The sequence below is a fragment of the Caballeronia sp. INML1 genome (genome assembly GCF_023631085.1).
GTDB lineage: Bacteria > Pseudomonadota > Gammaproteobacteria > Burkholderiales > Burkholderiaceae > Caballeronia > Caballeronia turbans.
In genome coordinates this window covers 132,686-153,471 of record NZ_JALQDT010000075.1, presented here as the reverse complement: position 1 = coordinate 153,471, position 20,786 = coordinate 132,686, and the positions used below count along the sequence as shown (strand labels likewise).

The window sequence follows — 20,786 nt, the reverse complement described above, 5'->3', positions numbered from 1 at the left end:
TCAGCAAAGAACTCGGCCGCGCTGAAATGGGCGCCATCGTCGGCGGCGCAAGCATCTTCCAGAACAACGGCATCAACTACAACTCGATCAGCGGCTTTGCCTTCGCCAGCCCGCAAACCAACGTCGCCCCGGTGACGCAGGTCGATGCCTCGCAGCACACCGACGTCGACGTGAAGAACATCACCAAGTCGCTCTCTTCCGTCGGCAGCCTGCTCGGCGGCGTCGCGGTCTGATCGCTCGCCTCATCGAATCCACACCATCATTCCGGAGAACCATCATGTTGAAAATCGACAACCTCGCTGTCAGCAAAGAACTCGGCCGCGCTGAAATGGGCGCTATCGTCGGCGGCGCGAGCATCTTCCAGAACAACGGCATCAACGCCAACTCGATCAGCGGCTTCGCTTTCGCCAGCCCGCAGATCAATGTGGCGCCGGTGACCCAGGTCGATGCATCGCAGTACACCAACGTCGATCTGAAGAACGTCACGAAGTCGCTCGACGCCATCGGCAGCCTCCTGCACGGCGTAAAGGTCTGAAGCAGCACCGTCGACAGGAGAAGGAACAAACGTGCTTCCTTCTCCTCTCTTCACGCTTCGGTGTCGGTGCGAAGAGATCGAAAAGCAGATAGCCTGAAGGACACCTGTTCACAGCATTGCCATGAAGCGCGCCGTTCGCGCGCCGATTTCACACCACGGTTATCATCGGCTTCGTCACCCCTCCGAGCGTGAAGCCATGAGCACACTTCCTTATCGCAGCGCCCTCATCATCGGTGCCGGGAGCGGCATCAGCGGCTCTCTCACCCGGCGTCTGCGCGCCGAGGACATTCCCGTCGTCATCGCGGCGCGCAACGTCGACAAGCTTTCAATACTCGTCGATGAAACCGGCGCAATCGCCCTGCCCGTCGATGCCTCCGATGCCGGCCAGACGGCAGCGCTCTTCGCCGAAACCGACAAACGCATCGGCGCCCCGGAAATCGTGATCTACAACGCGAGCGGGCGCACTCGCGGGCCGATCGCCGAGCTCGACGCAGCGGAGGTCGAACAGGCTGTCGCCGTCTCGGCGCTCGGCGCGTTCCATGCGGTCCAGCAGGCGGCGCGGCGCATGATTCCCGCGGCCAGGGGCGCGATCCTGCTGACCGGCGCGACCGCCGGCGTGAAGGGATTCGCGCTGTCCGCGCCATTTGCCATGGGCAAGTTCGCGTTGCGCGGCCTAGCGCAGAGCGCCGCACGCGAACTGGCGCCGAAGGGCATTCATGTCGCGCATTTCGTCATCGATGGCAGCGTTCGCTCCGACGGCCGCGCCGATCCGCCCGATGCGCCGGACAGCACGCTCGATCCCGATGCCATCGCGCAGACCTATCTGGACGTCCTGCGTCAGCACCGCAGCGCATGGACCTGGGAAATCGAGCTGCGGCCGTGGGTGGAGAAGTTCTGAGCATCAACCTTCGGCAGCGCCCGCCCGTATCTCCTTCACGCCGCGCCCGAGCCGCCGGCGCAACAGCGTGCGCAAGGTCGCGCCGTCCGCATAGCCGACCTCGGCGGCGATCGCCTCGATATCGAGCTGGCTCGAACGCAGCAGATGCACGGCCCGCTCGACACGAAGGTCCTGAAAGTACGACAGCGGCGACTTGCCGAGCACCGCTTCGATACGCCGCTGCAACGTGCGCGTGCTCGTCGCCAGCGCGTGCGCGGCCGCCTCGAGCGAAAAGCCCTGCGCGAGCCGCGCGCGCGCCCAGCGCTCGAAGCGCTCGACCATCGGGTCCGCGCGCGCCAGATGATCCGGAATCATGTAAGGCGCCTGCGACGGACGCGCGTCCACGATCAGATAGCGCGCCACCGTCGCGGCCAGTGCGGGGCTCGCCTGATTTATCAGCCACAGCGCGAGATCGAGATGCCCCATCGCAGCACCCGCCGTCGTGAACTCGCCCGATGGCACGAGCATGCGCGCGCTGTCGAGGCGCACGGCCGGATAGCGTTGTCGAAACAATGGCGCGAGCCACCAGCTCGTCGTGGCCTCGTGACCGTCCAGCAAGCCGGATTCCGCCAGCACGAACGTGCCGATGCACGCCGCCGCGATCTTCACGCCGTCCGCGTGCTGCTGCGTGAGCAGCTGCATGGCATCGATCACGTCGCGGCGAGCGAGCGCCGGCAGCAGTTGAGCGGGCATCTTGGTGGCGGGCGCCGGCACGATCAACCAGTCGGGGCGCGTCATCGCGCTCGCTGGCTTGACCGGCACGCGCATGCCGAGCGCGGTGCGCACGTCGCGCCTCACGCCGATCAATTCGATTTCGAAGCGCGGGCCGGCGCCCGGCTCCAGCATGTCGGCCAGCTCGTTCGCGATGGTGAAGGCGTCGAGCACGGCGGACAGCGCCGTGTCGAATACGCCGTCAAGGGCGAGAACCATCGTTCGCATGGCGTGAATGATTCTAAAAGTGTCATTTCCGACAATAGCCGGAGTGCGTCGAACTGTCTAGAGTGACGCTTATCCGATCAACTTTCTCATCCGGAGCAGACATGAGCTTTCCGACGCAAACGGGACTCGACCGCCCGATCTGGACCGCGCTGACCACGAAACAGGCGCATCTCGGCCTCGGCGATGCGCTCGCGCGGCGTTTCCATACGGAGGTCGCGCCTTTCGCGGCGATCGCGTCGGACACGCCGGACGCATGGCGCGCGCTGCACGCGCTGTTGCAGCCCGGCGAGCTGGTCGCCATGCTGTCGGCGGATGCGGTCGCGGGCATCGATGCCCTGGAGGCGAAGCGCGTCGGCACGATTCATCAGATGGTCGCGACGCGGCCCTTCACGCAAGGCGTCGACGACAGCGGCGTGATCGCCCTAGGCCCCGCCGATGTCGACGACATGCTCGCGCTCGTGCAACGAACCAAGCCGGGCCCGTTCGGACGGCGCACGCGCGAGATGGGCCGCTACATCGGGATTCGCGAACACGGGGAGCTCGTCGCGATGGCGGGAGAACGCATGGCCATCGACGGTTATGTGGAGATCAGCGCGGTGTGCGTCGACGAACGCTGTCGCGGGCGCGGTCTCGCCGGCCGGCTGATGAACATCCTGCGCGGTGAAATCGGGCTGCGCGGCGATACGCCGTTCCTGCATGTGTTCAGTCACAACGAGAGCGCCATCGGCCTGTATGAACGGCTCGGCTTCCAATTGCGCCACGCGTTCGTGCTCACGCAGGTCAGTCACGCCGCGCCCGGCGCCGCGCGTTGATGTCTTTTGCAACGGCCCGGCGCACGCCGCTCGCGGCCGTCTGCCGCCGATGATCGCTCACGCGGCGCGGTCGAGCCATGCGCGCCAGCCGCCGTACTGCGTGATATCGACGGCGCCGTTGAGCGCATGCGCCTCGCAGACGAAGCCGGTTTCCCAGCGGCCGTCCGCGAGTTCGACCTTGCCGAGCGCGAGCGGCGCGGGAATGCCCGCGAGAAACGAGCCGACCTCCGCGCTCGGCAACGCCCACACTTCGACCGCGATCGCCGCCCCGTTCGCATCGTCGCGCATCATGCCGGGCCGTTGAACCGGCCCGCCCGCGAGTGCAAACAGGCGATAACGCGGCGCGCTCGATGTCGCTTCGACGAGGCGCGCGCCGCGTGCGGCCAGTTGCCCGTTCAGCGGCAAACCCGTGAGATGCGCGCCGCATACGACGAGCTTCATCCTGTCGTCACGCGCGGCGCGCGCGGGCGTATCGCCGTCCTGCCGCGCGCCGCCGACGAGCGGCACGGCGAGCTTGCGATGCAACGCATCGGCGACGCTCAGCAGATATTGATCGGTGAAAGCGCGGCCGAAAAGCGTCACGCCCCACGGCAGGCCATTGCGCATGAACCCCGCGGGCGTCGCGACGGCGGCGTAATCGAGCAGATTCATGAAGTTTGTGTAATGCCCGAGCAGCGAATTCGCGCCGATCGGATCGCGCTCGAGCTCGGCGAGCGTGACCGCACGCGGGATCGATGGCGTCAGCACGCAATCGAGATCCGCGAGTACGGCGTCGCAACGCTGCTTCAATGCCTGAAGCCTGTATTGCGCGCGAAACGCATCGACGGCGGTGACGCCCGGCGCCTTCGCGAGCACGTCGCGGATCACGGGCAGCACGGCATCGGGCTGCGACTCCATCAGCGCGCCGGCGACGCTATAGCGCTCCGCGACCCACGGCCCTTCGTAAAGCAGACGCGCGGCTTCGATAAAAGGCGCGACGTCGATGTCGATCGCCTCGCCGCCGAGCGCTTCGAGCGCCGCGCGCGCGTTCGCGAAGAGCGCGGGACTTTCGTCGCAACCGGCGAACTCGAGTTGACGCGGCACGCCGAAACGAAAGCGCGCCACCGTGCCGAACGCGGCGGCATCGTTCCATTGCGGATTCGCGCGGCTGTACGGATCGGCGGGATCGTGGCCTGCCGTGAGCGCGAGCAGCGTGCTCGCCTCGCTCGCCGTCGCGGTGAAATAGGTCACGCAATCGAGCGTGCGGCACGCGGGCACGACGCCCGCCGTCGAGAGCAGGCCCTTCGTCCCCTTCGTGCCGACGAGATTGTTCAACGCAGCGGGCACGCGGCCCGAGCCGGCGGTATCGGTGCCGAGCGAAAAGCTCGCGACGCCCAGCGCGACGGCCAGCGACGACCCCGCGCTCGATCCGCCGGAAGGATAGTCCGCAAGCACGCTGTTGCGGCACTTTCCGTACGGCGAGCGCGTGCCGTTCAGTCCGGTCGCGAACTGGTCGAGATTGGTCTTGCCGACAGGCACCGCGCCGAGCGCGATCAGCCGCGCGACGAGCGTCGCAGATCGCTGCGGCGTGTACGCGAACGCGGGGCAGGCGGCCGTTGTCGGCACGTTCGCGAGATCGATGTTGTCCTTGATTGCGAAGGGCACGCCGTAAAGCGGCAGCGAATCGATGTCGCGTGCATCGAGCGCCGCGAGATACGGCTCGATTTCGTCGTCGTCCAGCAGATGAATGAAGAGCCGATAGTCGGCGTTCAACGCGCGAGCGCGCGTGCGCAATGCGCCGATCAGCGCGCGCGGCGTCGCACGGCCTTCGCGATACGCGGCGCGCAAGGCGGGAAGACGCAGGTCGAATGAATCCATGTCCGATGATTCCTTGTTGGTCTGAAGTGTGTCACGCGCGCTGTTCGATCACGACGACGCGCTGCCCCGCGCGAACCGACGAACCCGGCGCAACGTGAACTTCTCCGACGATGCCCGCACACGGCGCGATAACCGATATTTCCATCTTCATCGATTCGATGACGACGAGCACGTCGCCCGCTTCGACGCTCGCGCCGGCCTCGACGCGCACCTGCCACAGATTGCCCGCAATTTCGCTATCGACGGCGATCTGGCCATCGGCGAGCGGCACGACGTCCGCATCGGCGGCGACGGGTGCATCGAGCGCCGTCTCGTCGCTGCCCGCTTCGTGCCAGCGTTGCCGCTCCGCCTGAAACGCCGTTTGCTGATGCGCGCGAAATTGCGCAATGCCGTCCGCTTCGCGATCGAGAAACGCCTGATAGCCGGCGAGAGACAGCTCTGTCTCCTCGATCTTCAGCGGATACCGCCCAAGCGGAAACGCCTCGCGTATGCGCAGCAGCTCGTCGGCGGAGACTTCGTAGAAGCGGATCTGATCGAAGAAGCGCAACAGATACGGACGTCCCGCGAAATCCGCGACGTCGCGATAGCGGTTCCACATCTGCAACGTACGCCCGACGAACTGATACCCGCCCGGCCCTTCCATGCCGTACACGCACAGATACGCGCCGCCGATGCCGACCGAGTTCTCCGCCGTCCACGTGCGCGCGGGGTTGTACTTCGTCGTCACGAGCCGATGACGCGGATCGAGCGGCGTTGCGACCGGCGCGCCGAGATAGACATCGCCCAGGCCCATCACGAGATAGCTTGCATCGAACACGACGCGCTTCACGTCGTCGATCGAATCGAACCCGTTGATGCGGCGGATGAACTCCAGGTTGCTCGGGCACCACGGCGCGTCCTTGCGCACGGTGGTCATGTACTTGTCGATGGCGAGCCGGCACGCGGGATCGTCCCACGAGAGCGGCAGATGCACGACGCGCGACGGCACGCGCAAGTCCTTTTGCAGCAGCACGCTTTGCCATGCCGACGCGACGTGCTCCAGCAGCGTGTCGAGCGGCAATCGTTCCGGCTGATAGTGAATCTGCAGCGAGCGGATGCCGGGCGTCAGATCGACCACGCCCACCAACTGCAATGCTTCGAGCGATTGCATCAACGCATGGCCGCGAAAGCGCAGCACGAGATCGAGTTCGGGCGGGCCGATTTCGAGCAGCAGATGCGTATCGCCGGACAGACGCGCGACGAGCCGTTCATCGCCTTCGCCGATGCTCAATACGATCGGCGATTGCAATGGCGTTTGCCGTGCAGGGTCTTTGCGCGCGGTCGCGATATCGACGGGAACGAAGCGCACCTTGTCGCCCGCCTTCAACTGGCCGATCTGCCACAGGTCCGCTTCGATCACGGTGACCGGACATACGAAACCGCCGAGGCTCGGACCGTCTGGACCGAGAATCACGGGCATGTCGCCGGTGAAATCGATCGCGCCGACGGCATACGGATTGTCGTGAATGTTCGAGGGATGCAGACCCGCTTCGCCGCCATCGGTACGCGCCCACTCGGGCTTCGGACCGATGAGACGCACACCGGTGCGGCTCGAATTGAAGTGCACTTCCCAGTCGGTTTCGAAGAAGCGCTCGATATAGGACGCAGTGAAGTATTCCGGCGCGCCGTGCGGACCATAGATCACGCGCAGCACGCGCACATCGTCGAGTCGATGCGTGAGCGTGTCCGGCAATGTCGCGCCGGTTTCACGGCTCGTCAGCGGATGAACATGCAAAACGTCGCCCGCACGCAATGCGCGCCCGCCATGGCCGCCGAACTGGCCGAGCGTGAACGTGCTGCGGCTGCCGAGATAGTGCGCGACATCCAGCCCGCCACGCACGCACAGATACGCACGCGCGCCCGCGCCGCGGATGGTGCCGAGCGCGAGCGTGGACCCGGCTGCGACGAGGAAGGTCGTGTTCATCGGCTGCGCGATGTCGTCGAGCATGACGGGCAGCGTTGCGCCCGTTATCGCCACGACCGCATCCGTGTTGAAGCGCAGCGTCGGACCGCTCATCGTGATTTCGAGCGCGGCGGCATCTTCGCCATTGCCGAGCAGACGATTGCCGAGCTCCAGCGCGCGACCGTCCATCGGGCCGGATGGCGGCACGCCCACCGCCCAATAACCTTGCCTTCCCGGATAGTCCTGCACGGTCGTTTGCGTGCCGCCGCTCAGCACTTCGAATGTCGATGCGCGATAGCGCAAGCCTTCGAGACAACGCGTCCACGGATGACCGCTTGCGAACGGCGCATCCGCGAGAATCTGCCGCAGATAACCGCGATTCGTTTCGACGCCATAGATGCGCGTCGCGTCGAGCGCGGCATCGAGCGCATGACGCGCCGCGTCGCGCGTGGGTTGCCACGCGATCAGCTTCGCGAGCATCGGATCGAACCACGGCGGCACGTCGCAACCCGCCTCGATCCATGTGTCGATGCGCAACGCGCGGCCATCGGATGACGGAAACGACACGTCGGTGAGCAGACCCGGACAGGGCTTGAAATCGCGGCCCGGATCTTCCGCATAAAGACGCGCCTGGATCGCATGACCGCGCGGTGCGAGATCGCGCGAAAGCGTATCGAGTGCGGGCAACGTGCCCGCTGCAAGCTCGATCATCCAGCGCACCAGATCCACGCCCCACACCTGTTCGGTCACGCCATGCTCTACTTGCAGACGCGTGTTGACTTCGAGGAAATAGAAGCGCGACGCATCGCTGTCATAGACGAATTCGACCGTGCCCGCCGAGCGATACGACACCGCACGCGCAAGCCGGATCGCAGCGTCGCAGAGCGCGGTTGCCATGCCCTCGGGGAGATTCGGCGCAGGCGTTTCTTCGAGCACCTTCTGGTTGCGCCGCTGCACCGAGCAGTCGCGCACGCCGAGCGCGATGGCTTCGCCCTTGCCGTCGCCGAACACCTGCACTTCGAGATGCCGCGCGCGCTCGATGTACTTCTCCAGGAACACGCCCGCATCGCTGAAGTTGTTCTGACCGAGGCGCCTGACGATATCGAACTGCGCGGCGAGCTCGTCGCTGGAACGGCATACACGCATGCCGATGCCGCCGCCGCCCGCGGTGCTCTTCAGCATCACCGGGTAACCGATGCGCTGCGCCGCTTCGAGTGCGGTGTCGATGTCATCGAGGAGGCCCGTGCCTTCGAGCATCGGCACGCCCTGTTCAGCGGCGATCGCGCGTGCGGTGTGCTTCAGCCCGAAGGCGCGCAATTGCGCCGGCGTCGGCCCGATGAACGCGATACCCGCCGCTTCGCACGCTTGTGCAAACGACGCGTTCTCCGACAGAAAGCCGTAGCCCGGATGAATCGCCTGCACACCTTCTTCGCGCGCGATATCGAGAATCTTCGCGATGTCGAGGTAGGTGATGCTCGCGGCGCCATCGCCGAGGCTGCGTGCCGTATCGGCGAGACTGACGTGGCGGCTCGCGCGATCCGCTTCGCTATAGACGGCGATACCAGCGACGTTCAGCTCGCGCAACGTGCGCAGAATGCGGCACGCGATCGCGCCGCGATTCGCGATGAGGACTTTGTCGAACATGCGTGGACGTTCAATGCGTGGGCGGGCCGTCCCGCCACGTGAGCATGCATGCCGGGGTCGTCCCCGGCAGGTAGGCGTTCAGTGTGTTCAGTGCTTCGCGTGGCGTTCGATCGACAACAGACGCTCGGCGCGCGCTTTCATCATCGTGTAGAGCCAGCGGCGCAAGGTGCTCAGTTCCATATCGTCAGCTCCGCCGGAGTCGGGTTGTACGCGTTGCACGGATTGTTCAGTTGCGGGCAGTTCGAGATCAGCACGATCACGTCCATCTCGGCGCGCAGCTCGACGTACTTGCCCGCGCCCGAAATGCCGTCCTCGAACGTGAAGCCGCCTTCCGCCGTCACCGGCACATTCATGAAGAAGTTGATGTTCGCGGCGATGTCGCGCTTCGAGAGTCTTCCGTCGTGCGCGCAGGCTCGCAGATAGTTGTCTCTGCAACTATGCATGTAGCGCTTCTCCAGCGCGTAGCGCACCGTGTTGCTTTCCTGCGCGCACGCGCCGCCGAGCGTGTCGTGCCGGCCGCAAGTGTCCGCGATGATCGTCAGCATCGGATTGCCGAGGTTCGAATAGAGCACGGTGCCCGTCGTCAGATAGAGGCTTTGCTGACGGCGTAACGTGCGTTGCGCGTCATAACGTTCGCGCGGATCGGCTGCGCTGTAGAAGAGCGTGTCGATGGCCTGATTGCCATCGACATCGCGAATGCGCAACGTCTGCCCCGCCTTCAGTTCCTTGAGCCACGGTTCGCCCGCGGGCAGCGTTTCGCGAAAGACCGCCTCGGCGGGATCGAGCTTGCTGGCCGTGAGATTGGATGTCGTCATGCGCGCCTCTCGCTCAGAGAAAGAATCGTTCGGTGTTGATGAAGCCGCGCGTGTTTTCATCGCACGACGTCCGGCATATTTCCGCGACTTGCGCGTCGGCGTTGCGCAGCGCGAGCTGCACCGGCTTCGGCGCGTATTCGGGATTCGGGTCGAGCGGATGCTGGATCGCTGTCAGCACGACGAGCGTGTTCATCGGCGCATAAAGTTCGATGTAGTCGCCCGCCTGCGAATTGCCCTGCACGAAGCTCAACGCGCCGGCATCGGTCACGTCGACGCGGCTGAAAAGATTCAGCGTCATCAACAGATCCGCGATGCCGAGGCCCCATTTGCCCAGTTCGACGAGCAGGTTGTCCGTGCCGTTGCGATAGAACGCGTTGCGCAGTTCCTGATAGCGGCCTTCGCCGTACTTCTCGAACACTTCCGCCGCATTCGATACACCGGCGAGGCTGTCGTGCCATCCGCACGTATCCGCGACGATCGCGGCAAGCACGCGCCCCATGTCGGAATAGAGGCAATGGCCCTTCGTCAGCTTCGCGGTGTGCTGGCATTTGAGCGTATCGGGAAGATTCAGACGCTCGCTTTTTTCGGCGGCATTGAACAGCAGCATGGCGACGTTCGCGCCGCCGCGCATGTCGGTGATGCGCAGCAACTGGCCGCGCTTCACGATCAGCGACGCGTGGCCGCCACCGGGAATCGTTTCTTCGAGCAGGATGTCGTTCATGTGTTATGTCCTTTCGATCATGCGGGAACGGCCAAGAGCGGCGGAACTTCCATCGCCGGCTGCGCTTCGCGCACGCCGTTGCGTTCGAGCGGAATGTCGTAAGTGATGCGCGCGCCGTACGCCTGCGGCGCTTGCGGGTCGATGCGAACCTTGTCGAACACCAGCACGCGGCTGCCGAGCGTGAAGCCTTCCTTCAGGTCGTGCGTGACCATGAAGACGGTCAGCTTCGCTTCGCGCCAGAGGCCCGTCAGCAGTTCGTGCATGTCGCGACGGATGCCCGGATCGAGCGCGCCGAAGGGTTCGTCGAGCAGAAGCACGCGCGGCTTCATCACGAGCGCCTGCGCGAGCGCGAGGCGTTGCTGCATGCCGCCCGAGAGTTGATGCGGATATTTGTCGAGCGAATCGGCAAGGCCGACGCGCGCGAGCATCGCGACGGCTTCATCGCGTGCGAGACGCCGGCGCGCGCCGAAAAGACGCCCTGTGAAAGGCGCATGGGGCAGCTCGAGCCCGAGCATCACGTTGCGCACCACGCTCAGATGCGGAAACACCGAATAGCGCTGATACACGACGCCGCGATGCAGGTCCGGCTCCGACGGCAAGGGCTCGCCATCGAGCAATATCTCGCCGCGCGTGGGACGTTCCTGACCGAGCAGAAGGCGCAGAAACGTCGACTTGCCGCAGCCCGACGCGCCGACCATCGAGCAGAACTCGCCTTGCGCGATGCGCAGATTGAGCCGCTCCAGCACGACCTGATCGTCGTATTGCTTCCACAGGTTGCGGATCTCGATCATGCGCGGCCTCCGTTGTACCAGGGGAACGCCCATTGCGTGAGACGGCGCAGCGCTTCGTCGATGAGCCATGCGAGCAGGGTGATCCACGCGACGTAGGGCAGGATCACGTCCATCGCGAGATAGCGGCGCACGAGGAAGATGCGATAGCCGAGCCCATCCGTCGATGCAATCGCTTCGGCTGCGATCAGGAACAGCCACGCGGAACACAACGCGAGCCGCAGTGCGATCAACAGACGCGGCAGGAGTTGCGGCACGATCACGCGCAGGATGAGCGTCCAGCTCGACGCGCCGAGCGTCTGAGCCTTGATCCACAATTCCTCGGGAATATCGCGCGTGCGCTGTTGCAGATCGCGGATCATCATCGGCGTGATGCCGATCACGATCAGCACGACCTTCGACAGTTCATCGAGGCCGAACACGATGAAAAGTATCGGCAGAACGGCGAGCGGCGGAATCATCGATATCACCGTGATGAACGGCGAAAGCGTCGCGCCCGCGAGCGGAATGCTGCCCGTCACGATGCCGAACACTAGAGCGATCGCCGCGCTCGCGACCAGCCCGATGCCGAGACGCTTCATGCTCGATACCGTGTCGCTCAGCATCAGATGCTCGCCCGTGCGCTTGTCCTCCGTGAACGCGTACTCGTTGAGCGCGGCCTTCATCTGTGTCGCGGACGGCAACAGCTTGTCGTCGGGGTTCGCCTGCAGACGAATCGACGACCCGGTGAAATACACCGCGACGAGCACGATGAACGGCAGCAGCAACAGCATCAGACTGCCGGTGCGGCCGGGATGTCGGTTGATGAGCCGCATGGGCCTCTCCTCTTCAGAACGGCGCGCCGCTCACAGCTTGCCTTGCGCGGCCATGCGCACGTAGGTCGGATCGAAACGCAGCTTCAGATTGCTTTTGCTACCGACGATCACGTTGTTTTCGAACGCCATGCCGACCGCGCCCGCGTTCGGTGCGCCCTTGCCGAGCAGGCCGTGATCGAACGAGAACTGTGCGACGCGCGTCATGATCTTCGGCATGTTCGGGCTCGTGGCGAAGTCGAGCGCCTGTTGCGGCGTGTAGAAGAGCGCGGTAGTCGAGAGTTGCGACTTGTAGCCGGCGAGGTCGGTGCCCGATGCCTTGGCCATCGACGCGAGCGCGGCTTCGCTCTCCGGCGACGAGCCATGCATCGTCTGCATGATCTCGAACCATGCGCCGGTAAGCGCTTTGCCGAGCGCGGGGTTGTCGTGCAGCGTCTTCGTGTTGACGACCATCATGTCCATGATCTCGCCCGGAATGCGGCTCGAATCGAACACTTCGGTGACGTTGGGCTTCGCCTTGAGGTCGGCGAGCATCGGGTTCCATGTGACCGCGTTGTGCACGTCGGCGGTTGCGAATGCGCCGGAGATATCGGCATCCGACGTGTTGACGGTCTTGATGTCGCGTTCGCTCATTCCAGCCGATTCGAGCGCGCGCGCCAGCAGATAGTGCGAAACCGAAAGCTCGACGAGGTTGACCGACTGGCCCTTGAGATCGGCGACCTTCTTGCCCGCGCCCTTGATGAGCACGCCGTCGTTGCCGTTGGAGTAATCGCTGACGATCAGCGCCGTGCTGTCCACACCGCCCGTCGCCGGAATGGTGAGCGCGTCCATGTTGGTCATCGCGCAACCGTCGAACTTCCCGGCGGTGTATTGATTGATCGATTCGATGTAGTCGTTGAGCTGCACGACATCGACATTGATGCCGTACTTCTTCGCCCATTTGGACATGATGCCCTGCGTCTTCGCGTAGCCCCACGGCATCCAGCCGGCGTAGATGGTCCAGCAGACCTTGAAGTCCTTGCGGGCCTGAGCGAACGAGGGCGTGGAGAAACAGAGGGAGAGAGCGACGGCGGCAGCGGCGAAAAAGCGGACGCGCATGAGATTGACCTCGCATTGAACGGTTATCGACGGCAGGAGCGGCGCGACGCATCGCGTTCTCTCCCGGGCTTTTTTCCCGCCGTGTAACCTCGTTCGAGGTCGACAACTCTCGGACCAGCATCGCGCATCGAACGTCGATGCGGACCGGAACCCTAGTCATCCATTGCCAGATTGTGACTGCCACTCCTGACATGCTCAATGCGATAAGCGTGCCAACGCTGTAATCTCGCGGCTTCGGCGGCTTGAATATGGATTCGTGCACAGATACGAAGCGCGCCGCGCGACGCGTCTACGCACGCTCGCACCAAACGGGTGCCCGCATTCCAGCGTAATGTCGGAATTCTTCTATCCGGGCGCGCCTGCTTTCGATGGAATACGGGACAGTCAGAGTTCCCGCAGCAACCCGTTCTCTTCTCACATGGGTAACCATCATGTTCAAGCGCGCAACCAGCACCGTTGAAAACGTCGATCCGGAACTCTGGGCGGCGATCACCGATGAAAACCGACGTCAGGAAGATCACATCGAGTTGATCGCGTCGGAGAATTACACGAGCCCGGCCGTGATGGCTGCGCAAGGCTCGCAGCTCACGAACAAATACGCGGAAGGCTATCCGGGCAAGCGCTACTACGGCGGTTGCGAATATGTCGATGTGGTGGAGCAGCTGGCCATCGACCGCGTGAAGCAGCTCTTCGGCGCCGAAGCGGCGAACGTGCAGCCGAACTCCGGATCGCAGGCCAATCAGGGCGTGTTCTTCGCGATGCTCAAGCCGGGCGACACGATCATGGGCCTGAGCCTCGCGCACGGCGGCCATCTCACGCACGGCTCGCCGGTCAACATGTCGGGCAAGTGGTTCAACGTGGTGAGCTACGGGCTGAACGAAGCCGAGGACATCGATTACGATGCGGCCGAGCAACTCGCCAACGAGCACAAGCCGAAGCTGATCGTCGCGGGTGCGTCGGCGTTTGCGTTGAAGATCGACTTCGAGCGGCTGTCGAAGATCGCGAAGAGCGTCGGCGCATATCTGATGGTCGACATGGCGCACTATGCCGGTCTGATCGCGGCGGGTGTGTATCCGAACCCGGTGCCGCATGCCGACTTCGTCACCACGACCACGCACAAGAGCCTACGTGGCCCGCGCGGCGGCGTGATCCTGATGAAGGCCGAGTTCGAGAAGCAAATCAACTCGGCGATTTTCCCGGGCATTCAGGGCGGACCGTTGATGCATGTGATCGCCGCGAAAGCTGTTGCGTTCAAGGAAGCGCTGTCGCCGGAGTTCAAGGAATATCAGCAGCGCGTCGTCGACAATGCGCGTGTGCTGGCCGAAACGCTCGTGAAGCGCGGCTTGCGCATCGTGTCGGGTCATACCGAAAGCCACGTGATGCTCGTCGATCTGCGGGCGAAGAAGATCACCGGCAAGGCTGCGGAAGCCGCGCTCGGCGCCGCGCACATCACGGTCAACAAGAACGCCATTCCGAACGATCCGGAAAAGCCGTTCGTCACGAGCGGTGTGCGCCTCGGCTCGCCCGCGATGACGACGCGTGGATTCGGTACGAAGGAAGCGGAGATTGTCGGCAATCTTATCGCCGATGTGCTCGAAAGCCCGGAAGATGCGGGGAATCTTGAACGCGTGCGCGAGCAGGTCGCTGAATTGACGAAGCGCTTTCCTGTGTACGGTTGAGGTTCGACTGGCACGACGGGCTTTTGCCGGATCCCGGGTTCTTTTTGGTTTATTAGCGCTGCCCCTGTGCGGGGCGGCAGTCGCTTTCTTTGAAAGGCTTTCGCCGGATCCCGTTTTGTTATTGGTTTATTAGCACTGCCCCTGTGCGGGGCGGCAGTCGCTTTCTTTGCTGCTGCAAAGAAAGTAACCAAAGAAAGCAGCTCGATACGCCCGCGGTCACACGCAGTTTGGCCATGCTTGCCAGCCGATCGTGGGCTGCCTAAGTGTCGCCCTCACAAGACTAATCGGGCTTGGCTCGCGCACGGTCTGTCACCTCGCGCCGCACAGCGAAGTGGTTCAGCACCAAAAGGCTCCGGCCCGCTTCGCGGCCGATGGGTTCATCGGGTTTGCGCGCGCTTCGTCGCTGACGCTTCCATCGCATTGCATGTGCGATAGGTTGGTTTCCTTTGTAGACCCGTCGGCAGCGCGTAGCGCTGTGCCGGTGCTATTTGGTGCTGAACCAGCTTCTTGTGAGTACTAGCTTGTCAGACCGTGCGCGAGCCAAGCCCGGTTGGGCCTATGAGGGCGACACTTAGACAGCCCACTATCACCTGGCAAGCATGGCCAAACTGCGTGTGACCGCGGGCGTGAGGAGCTGCTTTCTTTGGTTACTTTCTTTGCAGCAGCAAAGAAAGTGACTGCCGCCCCGCACGGGGGCAGTGCTAATAAACCAATAACAATACGGGATCCAGCGGAAACCCTTGACATAGCCATCCAGCGTACTGGAAACTAAATCCATTATGCTAGATAACGCCCGGACATCGTCCGAAGAAGACACCACGACGACCGACATAAACCAACGCATCGCCGACCGCATCCGCGAGTTGCGCGCCGCACGCGCCTACACGCTCGACGCGCTCGCAGCCCGCTGCGGCGTGAGCCGCTCGATGATTTCGATGATCGAACGCGGCGCCGCCAGCCCCACGGCCGTCGTGCTGGACAAACTTGCCGCCGGTCTCGGCGTATCGCTCGCCAGCCTTTTCGGCGGCGAGCAGGAAGGCGCGCCCGCAGAACCGCTTGCGCGGCGTCGCCAGCAATTGAAATGGCGCGATCCCGAATCCGGCTACACGCGCAGAAACCTTTCCCCGCCGGGCTGGCCGTCGCCGTTCCAATTGGTCGAAGTGGACTTTCCGCCCGGCGCGCGCGTCGCCTATGAGCGAAGCGGACGGGAATCGACGATGCATCAGCAAGTCTGGGTGATGAGCGGATGCATCGACATCGTCATCGGAGACGAACTGCATGCGCTCCAGCAAGGCGACTGCCTCGCGATGCGGCTCGACCGGCCGCTGATCTTCAGCAACCCGGCGTCCAAAGCAGCGCGCTACATCCTCGCCATCGGCGACGCACCCGCGACCTGATTCATCCTCAGCCTGAACGGATACCGAATGAACACCACCGAACCGCGCGACGACGTGCGCCTGATCGACTGCAACGAAGCGGATCATGCGCTCGCCATTCTCGACATCCTGAACGAAGCCATCGTCAATTCGACCGCGCTGTATGACTACAAGCCGCGCCCCGTCGAAGCCATGTCGACGTGGTTCGCGGCGAAACGCGCGGGCGGCTTCCCGGTGGTAGGCGCGGTCGATGCATCGGGCAAGCTGATGGGCTTCGCGAGCTGGGGCACCTTTCGCGCGTTTCCCGCTTTCAAATACACGGTGGAGCACAGCGTCTACGTGCATCGCGATTGCCGCGGACTCGGGCTCGGCGAGCGCCTGCTGCGTGAGCTGATCCGTCGCGCGAAAGACGCGCAGGTGCATGTGCTCGTCGGTTGCGTGGACGCGACGAATGACGGGAGCATCCGCCTGCATACCCGTTTGGGCTTCACGCACTCGGGAACGGTCAGGGAAGCCGGATTCAAGTTCGGCCGCTGGCTGGACGCGGCGTTCTATCAGCTCAATCTGGAGACGCCCGCGGAACCCGTGGACGGTTGAACGAGCAAGCCGGCTTCTGAAAGCCACGCATAAGTTGAAGTCATGGAAGGCGGAAAATAAAGCGCGTTGACGGTGATTTCGCGCGCTCCAATACTGCGCTCATTGCAAACGCACTTGTGAGCGCCATGAACTCCGTCGACAGAATTTTCGTTTCTCCACTCGATTTCGCCGATGCCGCCACCTGGGAACATGGCGGGCGGCTCTGGCCGAGCGGCGAGCAGCAGACGCTGACGTGTTGTCGCGTCATCAATGAAACGCATGATGTGAGAAGCTTCGAATTCCGCACGGAAGACGGACTGCCCGTGCGATTCGAGCCGGGTCAGTTCATGACGATAACGGCGAACGTGCAGGGACGATCGGTCGAGCGCTGCTACACGATTTCGTCCGCGCCGACGCGTCCGTTTCTGCTGTCGATCACGGTCAAGCGCGTTCCGGGCGGGACCGTGTCGAACTGGCTGCACGACACCATGAAACCCGGCGTCGGCTTGCGCGCGTATGGACCTTCAGGCGCGTTCACGCCGACGGCCGCGCCCGCGGCGAAATCGCTGTATCTGTCCGCGGGATCCGGCGTCACGCCGCTGATGTCGATGACGCGTGCAAGCATCGATCTCGGTCTGGATCGAGACATCGTCTTTATTCATAGCGCGCGCACGCCTGGCGATATCGTGTTTCGCGAGGAACTGACGCGGCTCGCGAAGCTATCGCCTCGCCTGCGCATATTCTTCGTGTGCGAGGGCATCGGCGATGAAGCTGACTGGCATGGTCCGACAGGCCGCCTCAATCTTCAGTTGCTTTCGCAATGGACGCCGGACTATCTGGAACGCGAAGTCTTCACGTGCGGCCCGGCCGGATACATGAGCGCGGTGCGCGCGCTGCTTCGCGAAGTCGGCCATGATCCGGCGCGCTACCACGAGGAGAGCTTCGATATCGGCGCGGGCGAGCCTGCTCGAGCACCCGCCGCTGAAGGCATTTTCACTGTCAAGCTCTCGCGCTCGTCGAAGTCGTTCACGATGAACGCGTCGCAGACCGTGTTATCGGCGGCGAAGAAGGCGGGCGTCGCTGTGGCGTCGTCGTGCAGTCAAGGCGTGTGCGGAACGTGCAAAACGCGCGTGCTGGAAGGCACCGTCGATATGAAGCACAACGGCGGCATCCGCGACAGAGAAGTCCAGAAGGGATTTCGCCTGTTGTGTTGCAGCCGCCCGACCTCGGACCTCGTGCTGGAATTGTGAGGAGACAGGCATTCGATGTGCAGCTTTGAAACCGACTGCTTGTGATGGAGAATCGAAGCGCCTGGTTGTCAGGGAGGCTCTTATGAACCGTCGTCGTCCGGAGAACGTGGCCGCTTTCATCGCCATCGCGGAGAAGCTCTTTCAGTCGGACAAACTGCCGCATGCCGGACGCGAAGTCGCCGCACGCGTGTTCGAACGGCTGCAAACGCCATCCGACGACGGCGCGCGGCACCACACGCGCTATCCCGCGTGCGAGTGGCTCGACGCCGCGCTCGCGCCCTTCATCGACGACGACACCGGCTTCGGCGCCGCCGCGCGCGCGATCAAAGCGCTCGAACCCGATCTCGGATGGTCGCGCCGCTCATCGGGCGTGAACGGCGGCGACAACTACATCGATGCGCACGTGCACGGCATGATCTGCGGACCCGGTGGCGCGGAAAGCCGCTATGACGTGCAACTGGGCTTCTCGCTGATGTTGCCGCACACGCGCTATCCCGATCACAGCCATCCGCCCGAGGAAGCCTATGTGCTCTTCACGCCCGGCGAATTCCGGCAGGGCGGCGGTGCATGGATCGATCCGGGTATCGGAGGAGGCATTCATAACGTTCGCAATAATCCGCACGCAATGCGATCCGGTTCCGTGCCCTTCGTCGCCATCTGGTCGTTGCTGACGAGAGAGGGGGACTAGCCAGGTTGACGGATCGCATTGCGTTTCAGGTCACTCAGCGATCGAGCGCAGGCAACTCGCCATTCCCTCTGACCCATGCAACGTCGGCAGCAGCGGCCATTTCCCTGTCGCCCCGGCTGTCGCCATAGGCAAAGAGCATGCGTGGCCGACTACCGTTCCACCATGCTTCGAGCCGCCGAACTTTCTCCGGCCCCCAACAATTCCGTCCGATGAACCGACCCGTGAATCCTTGGCGATCGATATCCAGTTCAGTCGATAGCACCACGCCGATACCGACCGATTGCGCCCAGATTCGAAGGTACAGCGAAGGCGACGCACTCACGAGCACGACCTCATGGCTCAATGCCTGATGCTGCCGGATTCGTTCCACCATTTCCGGCCGGACCATTCGAGCGAGGCGTGTGGCGCAGAAGTCTTGCGAGGCGCGCTCCAGTTCAGCGGGAGACATCCCTCGCAACGCATGACGAAGAAACGCAGCCTTCGCGACGCCGCGATCGCAAAGTCGCGCGGTCATGCCAAGCAATCGAGGCGCCGCCCGCAAGCCCGCTGCCGCAAAGCGCGCGGGGCCAACCGTGTGCAACACGAATGCCTTGAGGCTGTCGCTCGTGGTAATGGTTCCGTCGAAATCGAAGGCGGCGACGATGTTCGAGGATGGCTTCATGAGCGTTGGTTCCTTGCCGCCAGCGCTGCCGGAAGCGTGATGTTCGCCAGTTGATCGGCTCTGGACAAAAGGCCGACGAGGTCCGCTTCGAAAGCATTGACCTGGAGCGAAAGCAATTCGAGTTGCTGGAACGCCTGCCGTACCGCGCTGCGGCGTTCGCCCAGCGCGAGAGCGGCTGTGGCATTGCCCCCGTGATCGATATCGCAAACCGCACTCAATGCGGCAAGTCCGCTTGCAAGGCTTTCCCGCGCGTGGTCGACTTCTTCTCGCAAAACGCGCACGCGGGGCATGAACGATTGCAATGAAACCTTCAACGTGCTCAATGATTCGCGATAGTCCATTTCCGGTCGCTGCGGTTTCAGATAGTGTTCTGTCAACCGATCGAGGATACCCGGCTTGCGCGTGGCGCTATCGAGCATTTGCCGCATGAGGCCGGCAGCGTCGAGGTCGGCGAAATCGCGTGTCACGCGCATGAAGATATCGACGGATTCACCGCAAGTTCTCAAGGCTGCATCCGCAAACATGGAAATGGTCTCGAGCCGCAGCGGAAGCAATTGACGAATGCCGCGCTCGATACGCGGCCCATGCTTGGGATATAGCTCCGGAAACTGCTGTCGAGCCAGTTCGAAGCTCCGGTTCAGAAGCGGATGCCCGTGATCGCCGAACACACTCTTTCCCGGCTCCGCGTTCGATACGCGCCGCCTTGCTTCGCGCGAGTCGAATAACGGATCGACCGACACGGCGTTGCTGCCGAAATCGAGTGGCGTGACCGCGCGCTCTTCCGACGCGCGCGGCTGCAACTCGCGAACATCTCGTTGGGGTTTCGAAAACGCAAGCGGCTTCGGTTCAGGCTGATCAGACGGCATTCGACTTCTCACATTCCGACGATGGCGCATGCTAAACCGATGCGCCAACTCGAGTCCCGCTATTCAGGCGCGATCGACGTGTCCGCCATAAGCGATCACGAAATCGCCGAGGCCGCGGTTATAGCCCATTCCGACCGCCTTGAACATGAACTGTCCATCGCGGCGATAGAAGCTGCCCACTTGAACGGCCGTTTCCATCGAAAAATCTTCTTCGAGCGGATAGCGCGCGAGCACTCGTCCTGTTTCCTCTTCCGATATCTCAATGTAGCTGTTGCGCACCTGACCGAAATTCTGCTTGCGCTCCTCGGCCCGATCGATGGTGACGACAACCGAGATCTCATCGATGGCGGCATCGAGTTTCTTCGTATCGACAAAGATCACTTCGTCGTCGCCGTTGCCGCTGCCGGTCTGGTTATCTCCGCTATGAACGACGCCGAGACATTCCGATGCCGACATGCCTTTGCGCGGCCAGTCGTCGCCCGGTTGGTAGAAAGTTGTTTCGCGGTCGAGCGTGCGAATTTCGGTGTTATAGAAAATGAAGTGCTTCTGCGAGATCAGCTTTGGACTGTTCTGACTATCGTATTTGCAAAGAAATACCGAAACGTCCAGATCGAAATCATTGCCCGTATCGGTCGCGTTCGCATCCCAGCCCAGACCGATTCTGAACTTGCTTGCGCTGGGCGCTTCCTTGGACAAATTGATTCGGCCGCCCTTGGAAAGATTGATCATTGACATGACTGACTGCTCTCGTTGAATTGATTGGATTGCATTGTTAGCCGCATGCCCGGCA

20 protein-coding genes and 1 riboswitch are annotated in these 20,786 nt (G+C 63.2%); of the genes, 9 read left to right on the top strand and 11 right to left on the bottom strand.

The window, feature by feature from the left end; genetic code table 11:
- From NCR38_RS30225 to NCR38_RS30215, 3 genes are all read left to right on the top strand, one after another.
- The coding region (locus tag NCR38_RS30225) for a hypothetical protein (RefSeq protein WP_250478089.1) at positions 1-233 on the top strand (233 nt) is incomplete at its 5' end.
- A 44-nt stretch (positions 234-277) separates the two neighbouring features.
- Positions 278-535, top strand: coding sequence for a hypothetical protein (locus tag NCR38_RS30220; protein WP_061121830.1), 258 nt, complete (start codon positions 278-280; stop codon positions 533-535).
- 196 nt (positions 536-731) lie between these two features.
- Positions 732-1,433: an SDR family NAD(P)-dependent oxidoreductase gene (locus tag NCR38_RS30215; protein WP_061121813.1), complete on the top strand. Its 702-nt coding sequence runs from the start codon at positions 732-734 to the stop codon at positions 1,431-1,433.
- A gap of 3 nt (positions 1,434-1,436) precedes the next feature.
- Here NCR38_RS30215 and NCR38_RS30210 read toward each other — a convergent pair whose 3' ends face one another.
- Positions 1,437-2,411, bottom strand: a complete 975-nt coding sequence (locus NCR38_RS30210; RefSeq protein WP_061121814.1) for a GlxA family transcriptional regulator — start codon at positions 2,409-2,411, stop codon at positions 1,437-1,439.
- 101 nt (positions 2,412-2,512) lie between these two features.
- On the opposite strand from NCR38_RS30210, the gene NCR38_RS30205 reads away from it, so the two are divergent.
- Positions 2,513-3,223, top strand: coding sequence for a GNAT family N-acetyltransferase (locus NCR38_RS30205; protein WP_061121815.1), 711 nt, complete (start codon positions 2,513-2,515; stop codon positions 3,221-3,223).
- A 57-nt stretch (positions 3,224-3,280) separates the two neighbouring features.
- On the opposite strand, the gene atzF is transcribed toward NCR38_RS30205, so the two are convergent.
- From atzF to NCR38_RS30170, 7 genes are all read right to left on the bottom strand, one after another.
- Positions 3,281-5,080, bottom strand: coding sequence for an allophanate hydrolase (atzF, locus tag NCR38_RS30200; protein WP_250478088.1), 1,800 nt, complete (start codon positions 5,078-5,080; stop codon positions 3,281-3,283).
- 31 nt (positions 5,081-5,111) lie between these two features.
- The gene (uca, locus tag NCR38_RS30195) at positions 5,112-8,666 is read right to left on the bottom strand and encodes an urea carboxylase (protein WP_250478087.1); all 3,555 of its coding nucleotides are present in this window, start codon (positions 8,664-8,666) and stop codon (positions 5,112-5,114) included.
- A 170-nt stretch (positions 8,667-8,836) separates the two neighbouring features.
- On the bottom strand, positions 8,837-9,481 hold the full coding sequence (locus NCR38_RS30190; protein ID WP_250478086.1) for an urea amidolyase associated protein UAAP2: 645 nt from the start codon (positions 9,479-9,481) through the stop codon (positions 8,837-8,839).
- A 13-nt stretch (positions 9,482-9,494) separates the two neighbouring features.
- Positions 9,495-10,202 (bottom strand): urea amidolyase associated protein UAAP1, encoded by a 708-nt coding sequence (locus tag NCR38_RS30185; protein ID WP_061121819.1) that lies wholly within the window; start codon positions 10,200-10,202, stop codon positions 9,495-9,497.
- A 17-nt stretch (positions 10,203-10,219) separates the two neighbouring features.
- A complete protein-coding gene (locus NCR38_RS30180; RefSeq protein ID WP_061121820.1) occupies positions 10,220-10,993 on the bottom strand; it encodes an ABC transporter ATP-binding protein in 774 nt (257 codons plus the stop codon).
- Entirely contained in the window at positions 10,990-11,805 is an 816-nt protein-coding gene (locus NCR38_RS30175; RefSeq protein ID WP_061121821.1) for an ABC transporter permease, read from the bottom strand. Before NCR38_RS30175 ends, NCR38_RS30180 begins: the two co-directional genes overlap by 4 nt.
- Positions 11,806-11,835: 30 nt before the next feature.
- Positions 11,836-12,900, bottom strand: a complete 1,065-nt coding sequence (locus tag NCR38_RS30170; RefSeq protein WP_061121822.1) for a putative urea ABC transporter substrate-binding protein — start codon at positions 12,898-12,900, stop codon at positions 11,836-11,838.
- A gap of 58 nt (positions 12,901-12,958) precedes the next feature.
- A riboswitch (guanidine-I (ykkC/yxkD leader) is annotated at positions 12,959-13,067 on the bottom strand.
- Between the two features lie 264 nt (positions 13,068-13,331).
- On the opposite strand from NCR38_RS30170, the gene glyA reads away from it, so the two are divergent.
- From glyA to NCR38_RS30145, 5 genes are all read left to right on the top strand, one after another.
- Positions 13,332-14,579, top strand: coding sequence for a serine hydroxymethyltransferase (gene glyA / locus NCR38_RS30165; protein WP_061121823.1), 1,248 nt, complete (start codon positions 13,332-13,334; stop codon positions 14,577-14,579).
- Between the two features lie 779 nt (positions 14,580-15,358).
- A complete protein-coding gene (locus NCR38_RS30160; protein ID WP_061121824.1) occupies positions 15,359-15,976 on the top strand; it encodes a helix-turn-helix domain-containing protein in 618 nt (205 codons plus the stop codon).
- A 27-nt stretch (positions 15,977-16,003) separates the two neighbouring features.
- Positions 16,004-16,552, top strand: a complete 549-nt coding sequence (locus NCR38_RS30155) for a GNAT family N-acetyltransferase (RefSeq protein ID WP_061121825.1) — start codon at positions 16,004-16,006, stop codon at positions 16,550-16,552.
- Between the two features lie 125 nt (positions 16,553-16,677).
- Entirely contained in the window at positions 16,678-17,781 is a 1,104-nt protein-coding gene (locus NCR38_RS30150) for a hybrid-cluster NAD(P)-dependent oxidoreductase (protein ID WP_250478085.1), read from the top strand.
- Between the two features lie 82 nt (positions 17,782-17,863).
- On the top strand, positions 17,864-18,469 hold the full coding sequence (locus NCR38_RS30145) for a dimethylsulfoniopropionate lyase (RefSeq protein WP_061121826.1): 606 nt from the start codon (positions 17,864-17,866) through the stop codon (positions 18,467-18,469).
- 34 nt (positions 18,470-18,503) lie between these two features.
- Here the strand turns inward: NCR38_RS30145 and NCR38_RS30140 are convergent, their stop codons facing one another.
- The 3 genes from NCR38_RS30140 to NCR38_RS30130 form a co-directional block, all read right to left on the bottom strand.
- Complete coding sequence (locus tag NCR38_RS30140; protein WP_061121827.1) at positions 18,504-19,130, bottom strand: HAD family hydrolase; 627 nt, start codon at positions 19,128-19,130, stop codon at positions 18,504-18,506.
- Complete coding sequence (locus tag NCR38_RS30135) at positions 19,127-19,798, bottom strand: hypothetical protein (protein WP_143756457.1); 672 nt, start codon at positions 19,796-19,798, stop codon at positions 19,127-19,129. The genes NCR38_RS30140 and NCR38_RS30135 overlap by 4 nt, the downstream gene beginning before the upstream one ends.
- 261 nt (positions 19,799-20,059) lie before the next feature.
- Complete coding sequence (locus NCR38_RS30130; RefSeq protein ID WP_061121829.1) at positions 20,060-20,725, bottom strand: TerD family protein; 666 nt, start codon at positions 20,723-20,725, stop codon at positions 20,060-20,062.
- Positions 20,726-20,786: the final 61 nt, after the last annotated feature.